Here is a 17,263-nt window from a genome sequence, read left to right as displayed (position 1 = left end):
ACGGACGCATCTACCGGAAGCAATCTGCCCAAACTTGTGCCAGGCTCGGAAGCGGGTCTTCGAACACTGAACCCATCCCGGGGCAGCACTTGTGGGGCTTCGCTTTCCAAAGCCACGAATTGCGTATTGATCTGGTGAAACTGCCGGAGTTGTCGAGCCAGGAGGGTGGCATAATCGCCCGCACCGCAGATGGCAGGAGGCAAGCGGGGAGCTATTTGTATAAGTGTTGTTGCTTCCACCGAAGAACCTGTTTTCGACGCTGCGTTACCCACCGCAGGGCGGTACTCAGCGAAGACCACACTTGGCCCGGGCAAAGCAGCGAATGACGCAGCAAATGGGCAAGGGTTGCCGCCTGGTTTTGTGGTTTGGGCTGGTACACAAAAGAGAACATGAGCATAGCAAATATTTGCGCAGCGCGCTCTTGTTCATCCCACAGGAATGAGCGCCCGACTTCGTTCATGTGATGGAGAACGCCCGTCGTCGTTAAGGGCCGGACCGGAATCCCAAGCCAGTGAAGCAAACATCCAAATTCCTTATAGCTGTCGCCAAAGCGGCAGGCGTCGAAGAAGCGCAACCCGGAAGCGAAGATTTTTTTCGGGTAAACCGTGGCGCCATCCGCTATGGCCCAACAACCCGAGTTGCCGTTCGCGGTAATAGCAACCAGGGCGCCATTGGCGCATATCTGACCCGGTCCATGCCAAGGGCCGCCGCATTGCAAATTTGCCCGGTTATAGACCTCGCCCATGGACCAGACGGTTTCGAACTGGGCCGTTAGGGCTCGATGAACTTTTTCGAGGTAATCGGGAGGATGCTCGTGGTCGTCATCGGCGGTAAGAATGTGTGTTCCTCTGCAACAGAGGGCAGCATGGTTGCGATTGGCATAGAGGCCTTTGCGAGGCCCTCGCGTATATCGGCATCCAAAGGCGCTCGCAAGGGCCAGGGTCGCTGTTGCGCATTCAGCCTGGGAATCATCCGAGATGACTATCTCAATGGGCGCGAGGGACTGGCGATGGAAACTTTCCAAACAACGCCGCAAAGAGGTCGGGCGATTCCGCGTCACAAGCGCTATGGATAACAGCGGTTCTGGCATGTTCGGGTCGTCTGGATTTTCATGAACCTGTGAAATTGTTGAAGGTGGGTTGATTGCCTGGCGAACAGCAGATTGGCATAGCCATCGAGTTGCCAATGCGGGCCGAGGGGGTCCAACCGATCAGAGGTAAAAGCGAATGCCTGGTAATCCAGGGCCGTGAGGCGGCTATAAACCTCCCAAGCCCCTAATCGATTTGAACTGAGAAATGCGGTGTTGAACTCGATGATCAGCCATGGCCAGGCCGTTGTCAGTTCCTTTTCTAAACCGTCGATGATGGCGGGTTCGTGGCCCTCCGCATCGACCTTGATGCCGGTTGGTGTGCCGCGAATGCCGCAAGCCTCGAGCGCGTCGCTGAGACGATAAGCTGGCACTTGAATACAGGCGCGGCCAGGCTTGGCTGTGATGGTTGAAAGATTGTGTTCGCATTTCGGGTCCAGCCAGACCTGTCCGCTGGCGTTTGACAGGGCAGCCGTCAGGACAGCGGTGTGTCCCTCGACGCCGTTGAGCTTCACGTTTTGTTGAAGCCGCCGTGCTATTGGTGGGTTGGGCTCGATGGCGAGCACTTGGCCCGAGCCTTTCATTGCAGTTGCGGCCGTTATGGTCCAGGTGCCGAGATTCGCGCCGACATCAACGAAGGTATCGCCGGGCTGCAGAATCTTTCGCAGAAGCATCAGGCCAGACCATTCCTCCTGTTCGAGCCAAATCATTCGTTCGAATGGAACCGAGAGGTTCACCAAGAGTCGTCCACCACCAGGGAGTCGCGCCAGCCGTTGCGCAGGAGTGTTCAAGGTTTTCTCCCAAAGCCGGACGAGCCTCCATTTCCCGCGAAACGCCGGAGTGAGGCGGAGGAGGTTTCCAAATAAATCGAGCATGCGCTCAAATTGCGGTAATCAAATGGCCGGCCACTTTGCTGGTGATGAAGCCCCGGGCGACCATGTAAATGCTGCACATCAGACCCGGGATGCCGCTCAATAACCCAAACCACAGCACCTGCCGGACTTGGGCCAGGTCCAACACGGACACCAACAAAACTTGCACAGCCGAGGTAAGGACGGGGGTCAGCCAGGTTTGCCAAATCCAGGCCCTGGTGGCTGCCAGCAGATAGACCAGGCCCGTAAGGCCGCCCAACACGGAGTTGGCCACAACCAAAACCAGTTCCTTTCCAAGCGACGAGTACTTTCCGCCCAGAAGCCATAGAATTGCTTCGGAGCAGACAAGGCTTCCTAAAACCAGCGCTGCGCCAAATAAACAGTAGGCCGCAGCGGCGAAGCCGAAGAGTTGGCCCAACTCGCGAAGAGAGCGGCAGCGAGCGAGCTTTGGCGCGAGAAGAGAATTTGCCATAACGCTAAAGAATGAGAACAGGGCGGCCAACCGCGTCAGGGCGCCAACTTCTGCAATGCCGTCGCTGCTGCCCAACACTCCAATCAACCAGATTGTGATCTGCCCTTGAAAAGCAAAAAACAGAACGGGAAAGAATTGTTTTTTCACCAACCCCAGCATTTCCGCCCGATAACGCGGATTGACTGAAGTGCGGTGAGCTATCGAGCGGGCTGCGGTCGATTTCAACAGCACCGCTTGCAGGATAGATGCGGCCGCAGTGGCGGCCACAGCCAGCAGCGAATCGAGGTATATGAAACTCAGGACCCCAATCAGGGCCAGCCGCGCCAAGGCCCCAGCGAGTTCCACAGCCTGCACTTGGAAGTATCTTCTGCAAATCCTCAGCACCACGCCCCTGGTAGCAATGCTTGCCGCGCTCCAACTGCAGAGCCAAATTCCGGCCAGCAGTCCCAAAGTTTGCGCCTGCGAAACGCGCTCCCTGCGCAGCATCACCGCTCCGGCAATGAGAATGACAGGACTGGCCAACAGCAGCAGCCTGCGCCTGAGGCCAAAGGCCATCGTGAAAAGGACCCCCATCTCGCCCGGCTTTTCCCAAATCCGGCCGCCAATCGAGTAGAGACCCGAGGCGATACCCGAATCGCTAATCAAAGTGAGCGGGGTCAGCAGGCTGGCCGTGATGGCATAGGCGGCGAATTCGGATTTTGTGAGAAACCGCAGGATGAGCAGGCCGCTCGAGGCGGTGAGGAGTTGGACCAAGGCTTGAGTCGCCCCGAATTTCGCCAGGAACGTGAATTTGCCCTTTGAGACCAGGCCGCCCGGAGTTAGCAAGGCCCAAGAGCGCCGCGCAAGCTGCCGCCCGTGGTTAACTCCGGGAAATCCAGAGAACCGGTTGCTGGCAATGAATTGTTCCGGCCGAGCCAACGAGTTGAATCGGGGTTCACCCAGGGCGGTCTGCAAAGCTGGCCGCTTTGGGAGCTAACGAGCCGGTGTGGTTTGATGGCGCATTTGCTGCTGGCGCTTTCTTTTTGACCCATACCAGCGTTGGGAGGTGATAGGGGAAGGGTATGGAGAAGTCAAGCTATGTGTGGTGGCTTTTGTGTGAAGGGGAGGAGGAGGTTTAGGCGCTAGCTTAACCTCACGCGCACCGGTAGTCGCTGCGGATCTTGTGAGGACGGAGCGGTCGCCCGAAGAATCCCTTCTGAGCACGGAGGTGCGCCCGAGAATCCCTTCGGGATTTGCTGGTTGGCTGCGGTTTTTAGCTTGGTTTGGCTTTGGTTCAATCTGGCTTAATCTGGCTTAATGGCCTGCGAGGAGAGAAGTGCCCGACGGGGTGGTGTTGGAAACAGAATTGCAAATTTGAGATTTGAAATTTCAGGGGACCTCGATAGCAAATAGCGGATGGCAGATGGCCGGAGTTCAAGGGCGGGCTTTCAACGTCAGGCGAAGAAGGCGAGGTATTTTTCGCTGTTTGCCTCGCGCAGGAGCAGCAGCCCCAATTCGCGCGCGTGATAATCGCCCCACATCGAGCTTTCCCCATTGGGTATCTTCTGGCCCCGGGCGATGGTATCCCAGCCATTGGGCCGATGATAGACCGAATGCAGCACCAGGCCCTGGTGGCGCGGGCTGGTCGAGAGATACGGCTCGTCGAAGAGGGTGTTGGCGGCGGTGAGCGCGGCGGAGCGGTAGCGGGCGGCGTCGGGGGTTTTGCCGGAGGGGTCCAGGTAATGGGCCAGGCGGAACAGGCCCTGCGCGGCGATGGCGGCGGCGGAGGAATCGACGGGCTCCCACGCGTTGAACGGGTCGGCGGGTTTGGACAGGTCGAGCCGGTCGAGGTTGGGCGCCGCGGTGTCCCAGGGCGGGAGACCGTCGGCGAACGACCCTGCGATATAGAAATCGGCGGTCACGCGCCCGGCGCGGACCAGGGCGGCTTTGAGGCCGGCCACGGCGCGCGGTTTGCGCGCGGCGAGGAATTCCAGCAGTTCAGCGCAGCCCAGCAGCGCCCAGGCCAGGCCCCGGGTCCAGGTGCTGAACGGCGAAAAGCCCTGCTGCGCGCCGGGGCACCGATAGGAGCCGTCGATGGTGTTGAAGAGGGACTCGTGGGCGACGCGCCCGGGCACATCGTAGATGTCGCGGCCCTGGCCGTAGTAGATATTGTAGCGGGTGATGAGCAGCGCGTGGGAGGCGAGGCGGTCCAGGAGGGAGACGCGCTGGTCGTGTTCGGCCAGCAGGAAGTGGCCGAGGCAATGGGCCAGGGCCAGCGAGCGCAACGAGCGGATGGAATCGACGAACAAGGAATGCGGGCCGTTAAAGGAGTAGATAAAGCCTGCCCCATCGGCGGTGCGGGTCCAGCGGGCGGCCTGGACCGCGCCCGAGATTTTGAGGGCCAGTTCGTAGAAGTTGAGTTCGTGCTGGTTGAAGGGGATTTTGCCTTCGCGCATGAGCCGCCAGAGGTTGCCGTAGGTCGAGATGATGTTGAAGCCGTGGTCGTGCGCGCCGAAATGGGTCAGGTGCGGCGCCATTCGGCGCAGGGTTTGCGAGCGGCCCAGTTCCAGGAAACGGGCTTCGGCGGTCGCGTCGAACTGCAACAGGGGCGAGCCGGCCTGGAAGCCCTGCGTCCACTCGGTCCAGCCGCGCGAGGCGTATTTGCCGTTTCTGGTGAAGACCGGCGCGCCGCGGGCAGGGTTCCAGGCTTTGTCCAGGGCGAGGATTTTATCGGCGGAGAGCGCGAAGAGCCGGTGGAGTTTGGGCAGGAGGGAGCGGGGGGTTCGTTGGAGGTCGAGGTGGATGGGCATAGGATTAAAACCGAACGCAAAAAAGGGCCTTCAATCAGGGGGGGTATAGCGCATTCAGCAGCGCGCGCGCAAGGGACATTGAACATCGAACATCGAACATTGTGGACTACACAGAGGGACCCCTCTCCCCAACCTTCTCTCCTTACGAAGGGGGAGAGGGAGAAGGGGAGAATAAAAGTGCGAAGGGAAAGCGAGGGAAAGCGCTGATGCGCTGCAATCGTGAGTTGCCGAGCATTCCCCTCTCCCCGCTTGCGGGGAGAGGGTCAGTGCGAAGAAATCCAGCGCGCCCGGCGCGGTGCATTCCCCTCTCCCCGCTTGCGGGGAGAGGGTCAGGGAGAGGGGCCTGTTCGCTGGTGACGCTTAAGACTTTCATTGTCGGGTGCAGCGAGCGGGGCCTCCTCTCCCCGGCCCTCTCCTCCCCGGGGGGGGCGGACGGGCGCGTGTGGCATGGCGGCTGGGTGCGCACATTGTTATGGGTTGACACCTACTCCCGCTTGAACATCGAACATCGAACATTGAACCTTGAACGCCGAACGACGAGGGTTTTGGCAGGGGGAGGCGAGGAGCAACCACGCTTGGCGCGCAGAGCGTCCGCGTTGCCGAGAGGTTTGCCGAGCACCTCCTTGAAAAAGAACGCAACGGCGGCGGGAAAGACAAGGCATACAAGGCGCATGTTTCGGCTTGCAATAAACGAACCCGTGTCGCAGAATCACAGTTACGCTCCTTGAAGCAAATGTTGCATTTTAGAATCATCGGAGTGATTTGGCTTATCCTGTCGCTCGCGGGAGCGGCGGTTTTTGCGCCCCAACTTTGGTTGATGGCTGCAGACCACAAGTATGGTCTTGGAAGCGGCTTTAATGGTGCAGGCTTTTGGGTGTCTCAATTCCTTGCTGAGGGATTCCTGATCGCTGGCGCGGTGCTGGGCTTTGGGCTTATTCGGTTGAGGCGCTGGGCAGCCCTTTGCACACGAGTTGCGGCTGTTTTGCTGCTGCTCTATTGTCTTGCCTTCGTAACGATGGCCGGGTTCGCGATGGCCTTTGAGCTCGCTGGCCTCTTTGGCCTTCTCTTCGCGGGCTATAGCTTATTTGTTGTTTGGAGGTTCACACCCTGTGGCCGCACAGCGTAACCATCCCGCCGCAACGAACCCGGCGATGAGGTCTGAATGCCATGCTGAATCCAAGTTGCGCCGGTTCGTTGGCCGCAATCGCTAGGCAACCGTGAACCCACCCGCCATCCCTCCCATCCCAAGCCACGTTGAACGGCCGTCGGTTCGGTTTTCACTAAACCGATGGGACCTGATCCAGTGTCGTTTGTGGGTGGTTGCTCACAATCGTTTTCTCCTTGGCCTCACGCTTGTTTTCAGCCTCGGGATTCCACTACTCCACCTGCGCGATCCTGGGATATCGTCACGCTCAGCGGGGTTTAAGCTGTTTTATGTCATATTCTTCTGTGGCTTGCTGTTGGCTTTCATGGCTGTGTTGCAAGCCCTGATCCAGGTGTTGTGGATGTTTCTCAACAAAAACCGAGGAGTCCTCGGTGTTCATGAGCTGGAAATTCGCAATGAGGGCTTGGCTGAGAGAACCGATGTCAATGAGTCGATGCACCGATGGTCAGGTTTTCACAAGATCAGCCGCTCGCGCAGGTTTCTTTTCATTTTTGTGACAGACAGTATTGTGCATTATGTGCCCGTGCGCTGCTTCCCATCAAATGAAGACGCAAAAAGGTTCCAGGATGAAATTCAAAGACGATGGCGAGCAGCTTAACAACCCCACCGGGCGCAGGAATTTGCCGGAGCAGAGTCATAAGCCAGTCTGAAAACAAGTATCGTCCTAGGGAGGGAAAGTCAATGGCGGAAAGACAAAGTGCGAAGGGAAAGCGAGGGAAAGCGCTGATGCGCTGCAATCGTGAGTTGCCGAGCATTCCCCTCTCCCCGCTTGCGGGGAGAGGGTCAGGGAGAGGGGCCTGTTCGCTGGTGACGCTTAAGACTTTCATTGTCGGGTGCAGCGAGCGGGGCCTCCTCTCCCCGGCCCTCTCCTCCCCGGGAACGAGAGAGAGGGAGGGGAGCGCGCGCCTCCTGGCCCCCGGCGCTTCACCCTCTGCGGCGACTTTGCCTGGACTGACGCGGACCCGGTCCTCTGCGTTCACGGGGGCCTCTGCGTTCGCCGGGAACTCCCGGCGCCCGGGGCGCTCCCGCCAATTTGAAATCCACCTGGCGTTTGAATTTGTCCACCTTAGCCACTTGGACCTCCACCTTGTCGCCGAGCTTAAAAACACGACGCGTGCGCCGGCCAACCAGGTGGCTCCTGTTGGCGTCAAATTGATAAAAATCGTCGCTCAACCCCGAAAGAGGCACTAACCCGCTCATCCCCAGCCCGGGCACATCGACAAAAAAACCAAAATTGCGCGCATCCGTCACCAGGGCGGAGTAACGCGGAGGGTGGGGAGACTCGAGCTGGGCGCTCAAAAAGGCGAACAGCTTTACATCCCGGCTGTCCCGTTCGGCGTCATCGGAGTTGCGCTCGGTCTCGGAGATGTGATCGGCAACCTCGTGAAGGGCGCGCGAGCTCATATCGAGACCCGCGCGCGGGAGCGTCCCACTGCCGGGGGCTGCCGCCGGTCCATCTGCGCCCTCGAAGAGCGCCGTGGGGGCGCCTGCCGTTGTGGAGCCCGCAGCCTGTGGCCGCCGGTCGTGCAATGCCGCGCCCCCCGGCGCCGAGGCTGCCAGCAAACACCGATGGACAACCAGATCGGCATAGCGGCGGATGGGCGAAGTAAAATGAGTGTACTTTTTCTTGGCCAACCCATAATGGCCCAAAGGTTCCACCGCATAGCGGGCTCGCATCAAAGACCTGAGGAACCGCACCTTCAAGGCCTGGCCGATGGACAACGATTTCAGCTTCTCCAGCAGGCTCTGGACTTCACGGCGCTGTGTCAGGTCGCCGCACTGGAGATGGTGGCTCAAAACCTCTTCCCTGAACTCTTCCAAACGCCGGGGGTCCGGAGGTTCGTGTATGCGGTACATGGCCGGCTTGCCCGAAGACATCAACCGGCCCGCGACTGCTTCGTTGGCCAGGAGCATGTACTCTTCAATCAACTGGTGAGAAATGTCGTTTTCAACCTTGTCAATGCGCAGAATCCGGCCACGCTCATCGAGGCGGATTTTTGTTTCGGGGAAATCCAGGTCCAGCGAGCCTGCCTGCATGCGGGCGCGCCGAATCCTTTGGGCCAGCCGATTCGCATCGTGCAGCATCCGTTCGAGCGAAACCAGCGGCTGCCTCTCGAGAATGGCCAGAACGTCCCGATAGGTGTAACGGCACTTCGACCGTATGACAGCGCTGTAAAAGCGGGTTTTCAAGACCCGCCCCTCGGCCGTGAGCAGGAACTCGGCGCATTGAGTCAAGCGGTCCACGTTGGGTTTGAGCGAGCAAAGCTCATTGCTCAGGGCCTCCGGCAGCATCGGGATAACTCGGTCCACCAAGTACGTCGAGTTGCCCCGGCGCGAGGCCTCTTCGTCCAGAGCCGTCCCCGGTTTGACGTAGTGCGAGACGTCGGCAATGTGGACCCAGAGCTTCCAGTGGCCACCCTCGCCGGGCTCCAGGCAGATCGCATCGTCGAAATCCTTTGCGTCATCCGGGTCAATGGTCACAACCTGGTGCTCGCGGCAATCCGCCCGGCCTGCGAGGTCCCCCGCCGCCACGTCCTGGCCAAACTCACGCGCCTCCTGCAAGACACGCCTGGGGAAATGCAACGCAAGCTGATACTGCCGGATGACCGAGAGCATGTCCACACCCTCGGCGTCTGGCGGACCGAGCGCCTCGATGATTTCCCCTTCGGGATTGGTATGGCGCGATTTCCATTCGCGCAGCTCGACAACCACCTTGTCGCCTGGCCGCGCGGGGCGTCCCACATCCCGGGGTGGCGGCACGTAGATGTCCTGCGTGATGCGCGGGTCGTCCGGAATGACGTATAGAAATTGGCGGCCTTGTTGCAACGTCCCCACGATTTGGGTTCGGGCGGCCTCGAGGATGCGCACCACGCGCCCGGTCGCCTCAGGCGGGCCGGCGCGCCCCGGCAAGCGAGGCAAGGCGTCGCGGCGCGCGAGGACGCGGTCCCCGTGCATGGCGGTGCCGGTGGCGTCCTGTGGAATCCGCAGCGGGGACAGCTTGGGGTCGTCGGGCTGGAGAAAACCTACCCCCTGCCGATTCATCCGAATCCGGCCCGGCACCAGATCGGCTTCGAGCGGCAAGGCATAGCGTTCGCCCTTCTTGATGCGGGCTATCTGCCCCGCGCGTTCCAGGCGCGCGAGGGCCCGCTGCAGCTCCGCTCGCTTGCCGGCCACGATACCCAGCCGGCTGGCCAACTCCCCCGCCGTCAGGGGCGTGTAATCTGGCCGGCCAAGAAGTGTCAGAATTTGATTGTCCATGGGTTCGCGGGGCTGAGGGTCAACTCAAGGGCCACTTTAGCCGGGCCTGGGTTAATGTCAAAATGAAAGCACATCGGGAGGTATCCCCTCAGTGACGGCGGGCGCTGCCGCCTAAAGGCGGCGTTCCGCGCGTCCGGAACGCCGGCTTCAGCCGGCAGCCCCGTAGTCACGACTTCCAGTCGGCGGTACAGCCGTCCTTAAACTCGCAAGGCATCTTTGACCTCTGCGAATTTTTCGATGGCGAATGCCAAATCATCCTGGGTGTGCGCGGCGGAGAGTTGGGCGCGAATTCGGGCCTTGCCCTGGGGCACCACGGGATAGGAAAAGCCGATGACGTACACGCCTCTGTCGAGCATCGCATCGGCGAATTTCGCGGCTACCGCGGCATCGCCGAGCATGACCGGCACAATGGGATGGACGCCCGGAGGGATATTGAAGCCGAGTTTCGCCATGCCCTGCCGGAAAAACAGGGTGTTGTTCTCAAGCCGGTCGCGTAATTCCGTCGAGGCCGAGAGTAACTCAAGCACTTTAAGTGATGCGCCCGCGATGCTCGGCGCAAGCGTGTTGGAAAAGAGATAAGGGCGTGAGCGCTGGCGAAGCAGTTCAATGATCTCCTTTCGTCCGCTCGTGTAGCCCCCGCTGGCGCCACCCAGCGCCTTGCCCAGGGTGCCGGTCAGGATGTCCACTCGTCCCACGACGTTGTGATAATCGGGCGTCCCTCGTCCATGCGGTCCCATAAAGCCGACGGCATGAGAGTCATCGACCATGACCACGGCCTTATGCTTCTCGGCCAGGTCACAAATGACGGGAAGATTGGCAATGTAGCCGTCCATGGAAAAGACCCCGTCGGTGGCGATCATGCGGAAGCGCGCCCTGGCGGTTTCTTTCAATTTGGACTCCAGGTCGGCCATATTGCTGTTCGAGTAGCGGCGCCGCTGGGCTTTGCAAAGCCGGATGCCATCGATAATGCTGGCGTGGTTGAGTTCGTCGGAAATCACCGCATCTTCCGGCCCCAGCAGCGTCTCGAACAAGCCGCCGTTGGCATCGAAACAGGAGGAGTAGAGGATGGTACCTTCCGTACCGAGGAACTCGGTGAGCGTGGCTTCGAGTTGTTTATGGGCGCTTTGGGTGCCGCAGATGAACCGCACGCTGGCCAGGCCGTACCCCCAGCGGTCGAGGGCCTCCTTGGCCGCCGCTGCAACCAGGGGATTTTGCGCCAGCCCCAGGTAGTTATTGGCGCAGAGGTTTAGAACAGGCTTGCCGTCGGCCACCCGGATGGTCGTTCCCTGCGGCGTGACGATGATGCGCTCGGTTTTATAGGTGCCGGCGGCGCGAATCCCAGCCACTTGGGTCTTCAGATATTCGGCAAATTCTGTATGCATAGGTTCTCACCGCCAATTGAGGATCACTTTGCCCGACTTGCCGCTCATCATAACCTCGAACCCTTTCTCGAACTCGCTGAAGTGAAACCGGTGCGTGATGGCCGGCTTGATGTTCAAACCCGTCTCGAGCATCACCGTCATCTTATACCAGGTCTCGTACATCTCGCGCCCGTAAATGCCCTTAATGGTGAGCATGTTGAAAACGACCTTCGTCCAGTCAAAGGGGACCGTTTGAGAAGGGATGCCCAGCATCGCAATTTTCCCCCCGTGACACACATTGTCGATCATCTCGCGCAGGGCTGCCGGGTTGCCGGACATCTCGAGGCCCACGTCGAAGCCTTCTTTCATGCCCAACTGCGCCTGGATGTCTTTCAGGGTGCGCCCGCTGGTGATGTTCAAAGCCACCGTGGCGCCCATCTGGCGCGCCAGGTCCAGCCGGTAATCATTCACATCCGTTACCACCACAAAGCGCGCCCCGGAATGCCTCGCCACGGCGGCCGCCATGATGCCAATCGGCCCTGCCCCCGTGATGAGGACATCCTCGCCCAGCACAGGGAAGGACAAAGCCGTGTGCACCGCATTGCCAAATGGATCGAAGATGGCCGCCACGTCGCGGTCGATGCCGTTGCGATGGTGCCAGACGTTGGTCATCGGGACTGAGATAAATTCGGCGAACGCTCCGGGCCGGTTCACCCCGATGCCCAGCGTATCGCGGCACAGATGCCGCCGGCCTGCCAGGCAGTTGCGGCAGCGCCCGCAGACTACATGCCCCTCGGCGCTGACAATCTCGCCGGGGAAGAAGTCTTTTACATTCGAGCCGACCTCGGCCACTTCCCCCACAAATTCGTGACCGATGACCATCGGGGCGGGAATGGTTTTCTGCGCCCATTCATCCCATTTATAGATGTGCAGGTCCGTGCCGCATATGCCGGCCCGGTCCACATGAATCAACACGTCATTGATGCCGACCTCGGGTTGGGGCGCCTCTTCGAGCCACAACCCCGGCTTGCGCTCTTTCTTGACCAAGGCTTTCATAGTGATGATTTTTTCTAGTATAACGGAACCACTTCCTGTAAAGTAAACAGGCCTTGTTCCATTATGCAAGAACGTTTTCCTTTATATTGGATGCTTGGCCTTGCTCGGGTTCACCCCCGGCCCCCGGGGACCAAGGGCGGCCAGCAGACCATCTTGTTCAGAGACTCCTTGCGTCGTCTTCTGCAAAGGTCAGGCGGGACGGCCCGCGCGCTGTGAAAAGGCCTTCGAACACACCCAGGCGAGGGGCTCCTTCGCCGGCCGATGCGATCACGCGGCACCTGGGCAGCCGGGTCAAGCAACTGCGCGCCGCGCGCGGTTGGTCCCTGGAAGCCCTCGCCAACGCCAGCGGCGTCAGCCGGTCCATGCTCAGCCAAATCGAGCGTGAGCAGGCCAACCCCACCCTGGCAGTGACCCTGCGCATCGCGCGCTCCTTCGGTTTGACGCTGGGCGAATTGCTGGAGTTGCCCGGAGCGGCCTCGGCTGTGACGGTCATTCGCGCCGAGGACCACGCCTACCATTACCGCTCGGATAAAGATTGCCGCATCCGGACCCTTTCACCCCTCAACCTTGAAAAAGATGTCGAGTTTTACGAAGTGCGTCTTCAGCCCGGCGGGGCCCTGCGCAGCTCGCCTCACTTCGAGGGGACTCGCGAATTCCTCACTCTTCAGAAAGGCCGGCTGCGGGTGGAATCGGCCCGGGACACCGAACAACTCAACCAGGGCGATTCTGCCAGCTACCGGGCCGATGTCCCCCACGCGCTGGTCAATACCGGCAAGACCGAGGCAATCATTTTGTTGATCGTGATTTATCGCTAGAAGAGGGAGGCTTTCGAATAAAGCAGCGCCAGGGCCTGCAACATGACAAATCGGGCGCGCCATTGGCTCCGTGCCCGGCTTTTCTGGAAGGAGGGCCGATCTTTTTAGATCGCGTTTCTCCCTTTCGACCCAGCCCTTTTTTCTTTGAAACGGAACTCATGCCTCAGTGGCAGCGGCTTTTGGCAGCCAGGAGCGCCAGGGGAGGCGGCCAGAGGCGGTCCCTCGGCACCCCCTCAACGCATGGCGCTCTTTATTGTGCATCAGGATACATTTAGGAGATTTGCAGAAACCCTAATCCATGTTCCCTCGATGTCAAATGGCCCCGTTCGCATATTTTCTCAGGCCGCCTTCGCTTTGGGGCTCTGGAGCTTGAAAGGGGGCGCGAGGAGGCTCTTTCGCGCCAGAAGCGCCACGGCGGATTGCGGTCCGGCGCGGAGGGCCCCGAGTTCCCGGGCGGTGCGTTCGCCTACCGGGCGCCGCCGCCGACCCGGCGGGGATGGATCGGAATAGAAGGCCAGGATATCGGCGCGCAATTCCGGGGAGACATTTTTCTGGTTGTTTTTGATCAGTGCCTCCAGCAACCGCGCATAGGTCCGGTCGCTTAGGGCATATTCGCCTCGAGCGGCAGGCTGGCCAGTGTCGCAATCCAGGTTTGGGAAACGCAGGTCTCCCTCGCCGACACGCTGCAGCAACTTCTGATAGTCTTCCAGGGTCCGGTTGATGCTCTTGATGTACATATCTTCTGTCTGTGGCGAAGGCAGTTTGAAAGCGAGGGCATCCAGAAACCCGATCTTCGGCGCCCATCGCACGAAAAGCCCAAGCACGCGCGTGAAGAATCCCGGCCTGCGATACTCCTTTCCCCATTCGGTCTCGTATTGAGTGCGAGAGAGATTGTAGAGGAAACGCCCTTCGCTGAAATTTGTGGCGTCTCGCACGATTTCCGGGTGATACGCAGTCAGAGCGGCGCGGGTCATTTCTGGAATCACCCCGCTCACCGCGTGACGGAACGTCCCGATGGACAGGTCCATGTGGCCCAGGACATCCTCAAGTCGCAGCCCATAGGTTTTCAAGAAAGCCCGTTCCAGCGCCGGCTTGGAAACTTCGAACCCGATAAAGTCGTGGTACGAATCGGAGGTGTAGCGATGTTTGGCGACCTGCGTGATGTCGAACCCGAATTCCGTCTGGATGTGGGCTTTGGGGTTTTGCTCGTAGGTGACCCTCTCACCGTACTTGCGGCGCAGTTTGGGAAATGTCAGGGCGACGGCGTGGTTGATGGCGGGATGGCCCGTGTTATCCGACGAATAGTGCGCCAGGGCTCCGAGGGCAAAGGCATACTGATCGATGTCAGCGGATTCGCGGATCAAATTCGCGACGAAATCGCCCGTGCATACATAATGGGTGAGGTCGCTGAAGAACTTGTTGCCAAAAGGATAATACCCGATGTCCTGAATGAGCGAGCCGCCGTAGGCGTAAGCGTGGGCCTTGCGCAATTGATTCGCGCTGGCAGCCGGGTAGCGCTTCAGAAGAAGCGGCTGAATCTGGTCCTTCCAGAGAATATCAACGATTTCCTCATGGGTCAGGAGGGAGTAACCCGCGCACGGCTCACCCGCGGCGCAAAGGAACCCGACGATCACGATGCAACGGCTGAAGCGTGAAGCCACAACCCGCAAGGAGCGCGCCAGCGCCGCGCGCCGGGTCAGGCGCAGCCTGCAACAAAGAGCCGCCGTCCGGTCAGTCTGAAAGCCGGAGCCGCGCAGCGAGCAAGTTTCAAAACACCCTCTCACTGGTAAGCACTGTTCGCCGAACTTCATTCGCCGCATCATTGTGTGAGCCTTCCATAACGGGGCGCCAATTACCATCATGCCGCCGCGCTCCCGGGGCAACTCAGGTTGATGCCCCGCTAAGGCTCTGGCATGCGCCATAACTGAGCGGATACCCGCCCTTGGCCTTTGCGCTGGACGGGGGTGGCCTTCGTGCTACAGTTTCTCAGGTATGTCAACCGCAGCCCCGTCCGCACCCCAGAAGGTCAATCTGCGCCGTCCTGATATCATGGCGGCAGTGCAGGCGCAGGTGTTGTCCCATTATCGGAGCGAACTGGTCGAAAGGATTCGCGCCAATGGGCATATCCTTTCGGCGGGGGACTTAACCATCAAGCTCGCCAAGGAATTCGGTTTTTGCTACGGCGTCGAGCGCGCCATTGACCTGGCTTATGCCGCGCGAAGGGCCTACCCTGACCGGCGGATTTTTCTTTTGGGCGAAATCATTCATAACCCCGAGGTCAACGATCAAATCCGCCGGCTGGGGATCGTGACCATCGCGGGCAAACCGCGCGACGAAGAAATCAATCCACTGACACCGGAGGACATCGTCATTATCCCGGCATTTGGGACGGAGGTATCGACGCGCAAGAAACTTGAAGAAAAGGGCTGCCTGTTTGTGGATACGACGTGCGGGGACGTGATGAGCGTTTGGAAACGGGTGCGGCAGTATTCCAAAGACGCGGTCACCAGCATCATCCATGGAAAGGCCTGGCACGAAGAAACCATGGCGACCAGTTCCCAGGCGCGGGCCAGCGGCAATGGGCATTACCTGGTGGTGTTCACGCTGGCCGAGACCGATTACGTCTGCAACTACATCATCCACGGCGGAAACAAAGAGGAGTTTCTTCACAAATTCAAAGGGGCCTACTCCGAAGGGTTTGATCCGGACATTCATCTGGAGGCCATCGGGGTGGCCAATCAAACCACGATGTTGCGCGGGGAGACGGAGGAAGTGCAGCGCCGGCTCAAAGACGCCATGGCGCGAAAGTTTGGCGAGGCCGAGCTACCCCGGCATTTCCGATTTTTCGACACGATCTGCGGGGCCACCCAGGACCGCCAGGATGCCCTCGAGAAGCTTTTGCGCCAGCCGCCGGACCTCTTGCTGGTGATTGGCGGATATAATTCTTCCAATACGTCGCATCTTGCGGAAATGGGAGAAGCCAAACTGGCGACCTACTTCATTAAAAACGCCGCGAAGATGGTTTCCGACGGGTTGATTTACCATTACGACCAGCAGCGGCATGAAGAGATAGCGACTCGCAATTGGCTCCCGCCAGGCAAGGTGACGGTGGGCATCACGGCTGGCGCCTCGTGCCCAAACAATTTGATCGAAGACGCCATTCGGCGTCTCTTTGAATTGCGCGGCATCTCCGTCCAGCAGGCGCTGGCGGGCTGGTCCACCCCAATTTAGTGCCACGGACTCGCCAGGAACTGGAAGAGCTCGAAAAGCGAATCCTGGCGCCTTATGCGCAGTGGAGCGCCGCGACTCGAGGGCGGCAATACTTGGAAGCGCCACCCGATTGGCGCACCCAATACCAGCGCGATCGCGACCGGGTCATTCACTCGCGCGCCTTCCGCAGGCTGGAGTACAAGACGCAGGTCTTTCTCAACGGGACAGGGGACCACCTGCGCACACGGCTGACCCACACGATGGAAGTGGCGGCTATCTCGCGAAACATTGCCCGGGCCTTGAAACTCAACGAGGACCTGGCTGAGACCATCGCGCTGGCGCATGATCTTGGCCATTCGCCTTTCGGCCATAAAGGAGAAGCCGTCCTGGACCGGCTGATGAAAAAAGAGGGTGGGTTCGAGCATAACCGGCAGAGCCTGCGGATAGTCGAGGAACTCGAAGAAAGATACCCGCGCTTTGCGGGCTTGAATCTCACCTGGGAAGTGCGCGAAGGGCTGATCAAACACCATACGGCCTACGATTTGCCTGAGCCCCAGCGCGGGTTTGAAGGGAAATGCGCGTCGTTGGAGGCGCAGGTGGCCAATCTGGCGGATGAAATCGCCTATTACAGTCACGATTTGGATGACGGCCTTGATTCGGGGCTGCTGACTGAGAGGCAATTACAGCAGGAGGTGCGTCTCTGGCGCCAGGCCATGCGGACTGTCGAACGCCAGTATGGCCGGCTGCCGGACGAACGGCGGCGCTATTTCACCATCCGTTGCATCACGGATTTGCAGGTCAAAGATGTCGTCACCACCAGCGAGCAGCGCATCGAATCGACCGGTGTTGCGCATGCCGACCAAGTCCGCAAGCAATCCAAACTGCTGGTCCAGTACAGCCCCAAGCGGCGCGAGTTGAATATCGAGCTGCGCGACTTTCTCTACAAAAACCTCTACTTCAACCCTGCAGTCAACGAGCCCCATATTCGCGCCCGGCGGGTTCTGGAGGAGTTATTTGCTTATTACACCGGACATCACGAGCAGCTTGGGACACAAGCTCGCAAACGCGCAAAACGGGACGGCTGGCCGCGGGCTATTTGCGATTACATGGCCGGGATGACCGATCGCTATGCGCTCCAGGAACATCAGCGGCTGTTTCCCGTGGTCGGATAGAATCAA

At 59.8% G+C, this 17,263-nt stretch carries 13 protein-coding genes; 5 read left to right on the top strand and 8 right to left on the bottom strand.

Annotation, left to right across the window (positions count from 1 at the left end; genetic code table 11):
- Nucleotides 1–211: 211 nt before the first annotated feature.
- The 4 genes from VG146_17505 to VG146_17490 all read right to left on the bottom strand — a co-directional run bounded on the left by VG146_17505 (nucleotide 212) and on the right by VG146_17490 (nucleotide 5,220).
- Entirely contained in the window at nucleotides 212–1,060 is an 849-nt protein-coding gene (locus VG146_17505) for a glycosyltransferase family 2 protein (protein HEV2394152.1), read from the bottom strand.
- Between the two features lie 5 nt (nucleotides 1,061–1,065).
- Nucleotides 1,066–1,962, bottom strand: a complete 897-nt coding sequence (locus tag VG146_17500; protein HEV2394151.1) for an FkbM family methyltransferase — start codon at nucleotides 1,960–1,962, stop codon at nucleotides 1,066–1,068.
- Nucleotides 1,963–1,966: 4 nt separating this feature from the next.
- Nucleotides 1,967–3,349, bottom strand: a complete 1,383-nt coding sequence (locus VG146_17495) for a hypothetical protein (GenBank protein HEV2394150.1) — start codon at nucleotides 3,347–3,349, stop codon at nucleotides 1,967–1,969.
- Between the two features lie 515 nt (nucleotides 3,350–3,864).
- The gene (locus VG146_17490) at nucleotides 3,865–5,220 is read right to left on the bottom strand and encodes a glycosyl hydrolase (GenBank protein HEV2394149.1); all 1,356 of its coding nucleotides are present in this window, start codon (nucleotides 5,218–5,220) and stop codon (nucleotides 3,865–3,867) included.
- Between the two features lie 733 nt (nucleotides 5,221–5,953).
- Between VG146_17490 and VG146_17485 the strand changes: the two genes are divergently transcribed.
- Complete coding sequence (locus VG146_17485) at nucleotides 5,954–6,346, top strand: hypothetical protein (GenBank protein ID HEV2394148.1); 393 nt, start codon at nucleotides 5,954–5,956, stop codon at nucleotides 6,344–6,346.
- 91 nt (nucleotides 6,347–6,437) lie between these two features.
- On the top strand, nucleotides 6,438–6,983 hold the full coding sequence (locus tag VG146_17480; GenBank protein HEV2394147.1) for a YcxB family protein: 546 nt from the start codon (nucleotides 6,438–6,440) through the stop codon (nucleotides 6,981–6,983).
- Between the two features lie 326 nt (nucleotides 6,984–7,309).
- Here VG146_17480 and VG146_17475 read toward each other — a convergent pair whose 3' ends face one another.
- From VG146_17475 to tdh, 3 genes are all read right to left on the bottom strand, one after another.
- Complete coding sequence (locus VG146_17475; protein ID HEV2394146.1) at nucleotides 7,310–9,643, bottom strand: VacB/RNase II family 3'-5' exoribonuclease; 2,334 nt, start codon at nucleotides 9,641–9,643, stop codon at nucleotides 7,310–7,312.
- A 197-nt stretch (nucleotides 9,644–9,840) separates the two neighbouring features.
- Nucleotides 9,841–11,025 (bottom strand): glycine C-acetyltransferase, encoded by a 1,185-nt coding sequence (locus tag VG146_17470; protein HEV2394145.1) that lies wholly within the window; start codon nucleotides 11,023–11,025, stop codon nucleotides 9,841–9,843.
- A gap of 6 nt (nucleotides 11,026–11,031) precedes the next feature.
- Nucleotides 11,032–12,060: an L-threonine 3-dehydrogenase gene (tdh, locus tag VG146_17465; protein ID HEV2394144.1), complete on the bottom strand. Its 1,029-nt coding sequence runs from the start codon at nucleotides 12,058–12,060 to the stop codon at nucleotides 11,032–11,034.
- 212 nt (nucleotides 12,061–12,272) lie between these two features.
- On the opposite strand from tdh, the gene VG146_17460 reads away from it, so the two are divergent.
- A complete protein-coding gene (locus VG146_17460; protein HEV2394143.1) occupies nucleotides 12,273–12,875 on the top strand; it encodes an XRE family transcriptional regulator in 603 nt (200 codons plus the stop codon).
- 338 nt (nucleotides 12,876–13,213) lie between these two features.
- Here VG146_17460 and VG146_17455 read toward each other — a convergent pair whose 3' ends face one another.
- Nucleotides 13,214–14,698, bottom strand: coding sequence for a zinc dependent phospholipase C family protein (locus VG146_17455; protein HEV2394142.1), 1,485 nt, complete (start codon nucleotides 14,696–14,698; stop codon nucleotides 13,214–13,216).
- A 169-nt stretch (nucleotides 14,699–14,867) separates the two neighbouring features.
- Here VG146_17455 and VG146_17450 point away from each other — a divergent pair, with 169 nt between their 5' ends.
- Nucleotides 14,868–16,106, top strand: a complete 1,239-nt coding sequence (locus VG146_17450; GenBank protein HEV2394141.1) for a 4-hydroxy-3-methylbut-2-enyl diphosphate reductase — start codon at nucleotides 14,868–14,870, stop codon at nucleotides 16,104–16,106.
- The gene (locus VG146_17445; GenBank protein ID HEV2394140.1) at nucleotides 16,106–17,257 is read left to right on the top strand and encodes a deoxyguanosinetriphosphate triphosphohydrolase; all 1,152 of its coding nucleotides are present in this window, start codon (nucleotides 16,106–16,108) and stop codon (nucleotides 17,255–17,257) included. The genes VG146_17450 and VG146_17445 overlap by 1 nt, the downstream gene beginning before the upstream one ends.
- Nucleotides 17,258–17,263: the final 6 nt, after the last annotated feature.

It is taken from the genome of Verrucomicrobiia bacterium, assembly GCA_035946615.1.
Taxonomy (GTDB): domain Bacteria; phylum Verrucomicrobiota; class Verrucomicrobiia; order Limisphaerales; family UBA8199; genus DASYZB01.
This window is presented reverse-complemented; position numbering and strand designations above follow the sequence as displayed.

Coding starts and splice junctions, on each gene's coding strand:
- VG146_17500 (HEV2394151.1), bottom strand. CDS start 1,962: ATGCTCGATTTATTTGGAAACCTCCTCCGCCTCACTCCGGCGTTTCGC.
- VG146_17490 (HEV2394149.1), bottom strand. CDS start 5,220: ATGCCCATCCACCTCGACCTCCAACGAACCCCCCGCTCCCTCCTGCCC.
- VG146_17485 (HEV2394148.1), top strand. CDS start 5,954: ATGTTGCATTTTAGAATCATCGGAGTGATTTGGCTTATCCTGTCGCTC.
- VG146_17475 (HEV2394146.1), bottom strand. CDS start 9,643: ATGGACAATCAAATTCTGACACTTCTTGGCCGGCCAGATTACACGCCC.
- VG146_17470 (HEV2394145.1), bottom strand. CDS start 11,025: ATGCATACAGAATTTGCCGAATATCTGAAGACCCAAGTGGCTGGGATT.
- tdh (HEV2394144.1), bottom strand. CDS start 12,060: ATGAAAGCCTTGGTCAAGAAAGAGCGCAAGCCGGGGTTGTGGCTCGAA.
- VG146_17455 (HEV2394142.1), bottom strand. CDS start 14,698: ATGATGCGGCGAATGAAGTTCGGCGAACAGTGCTTACCAGTGAGAGGG.
- VG146_17450 (HEV2394141.1), top strand. CDS start 14,868: ATGTCAACCGCAGCCCCGTCCGCACCCCAGAAGGTCAATCTGCGCCGT.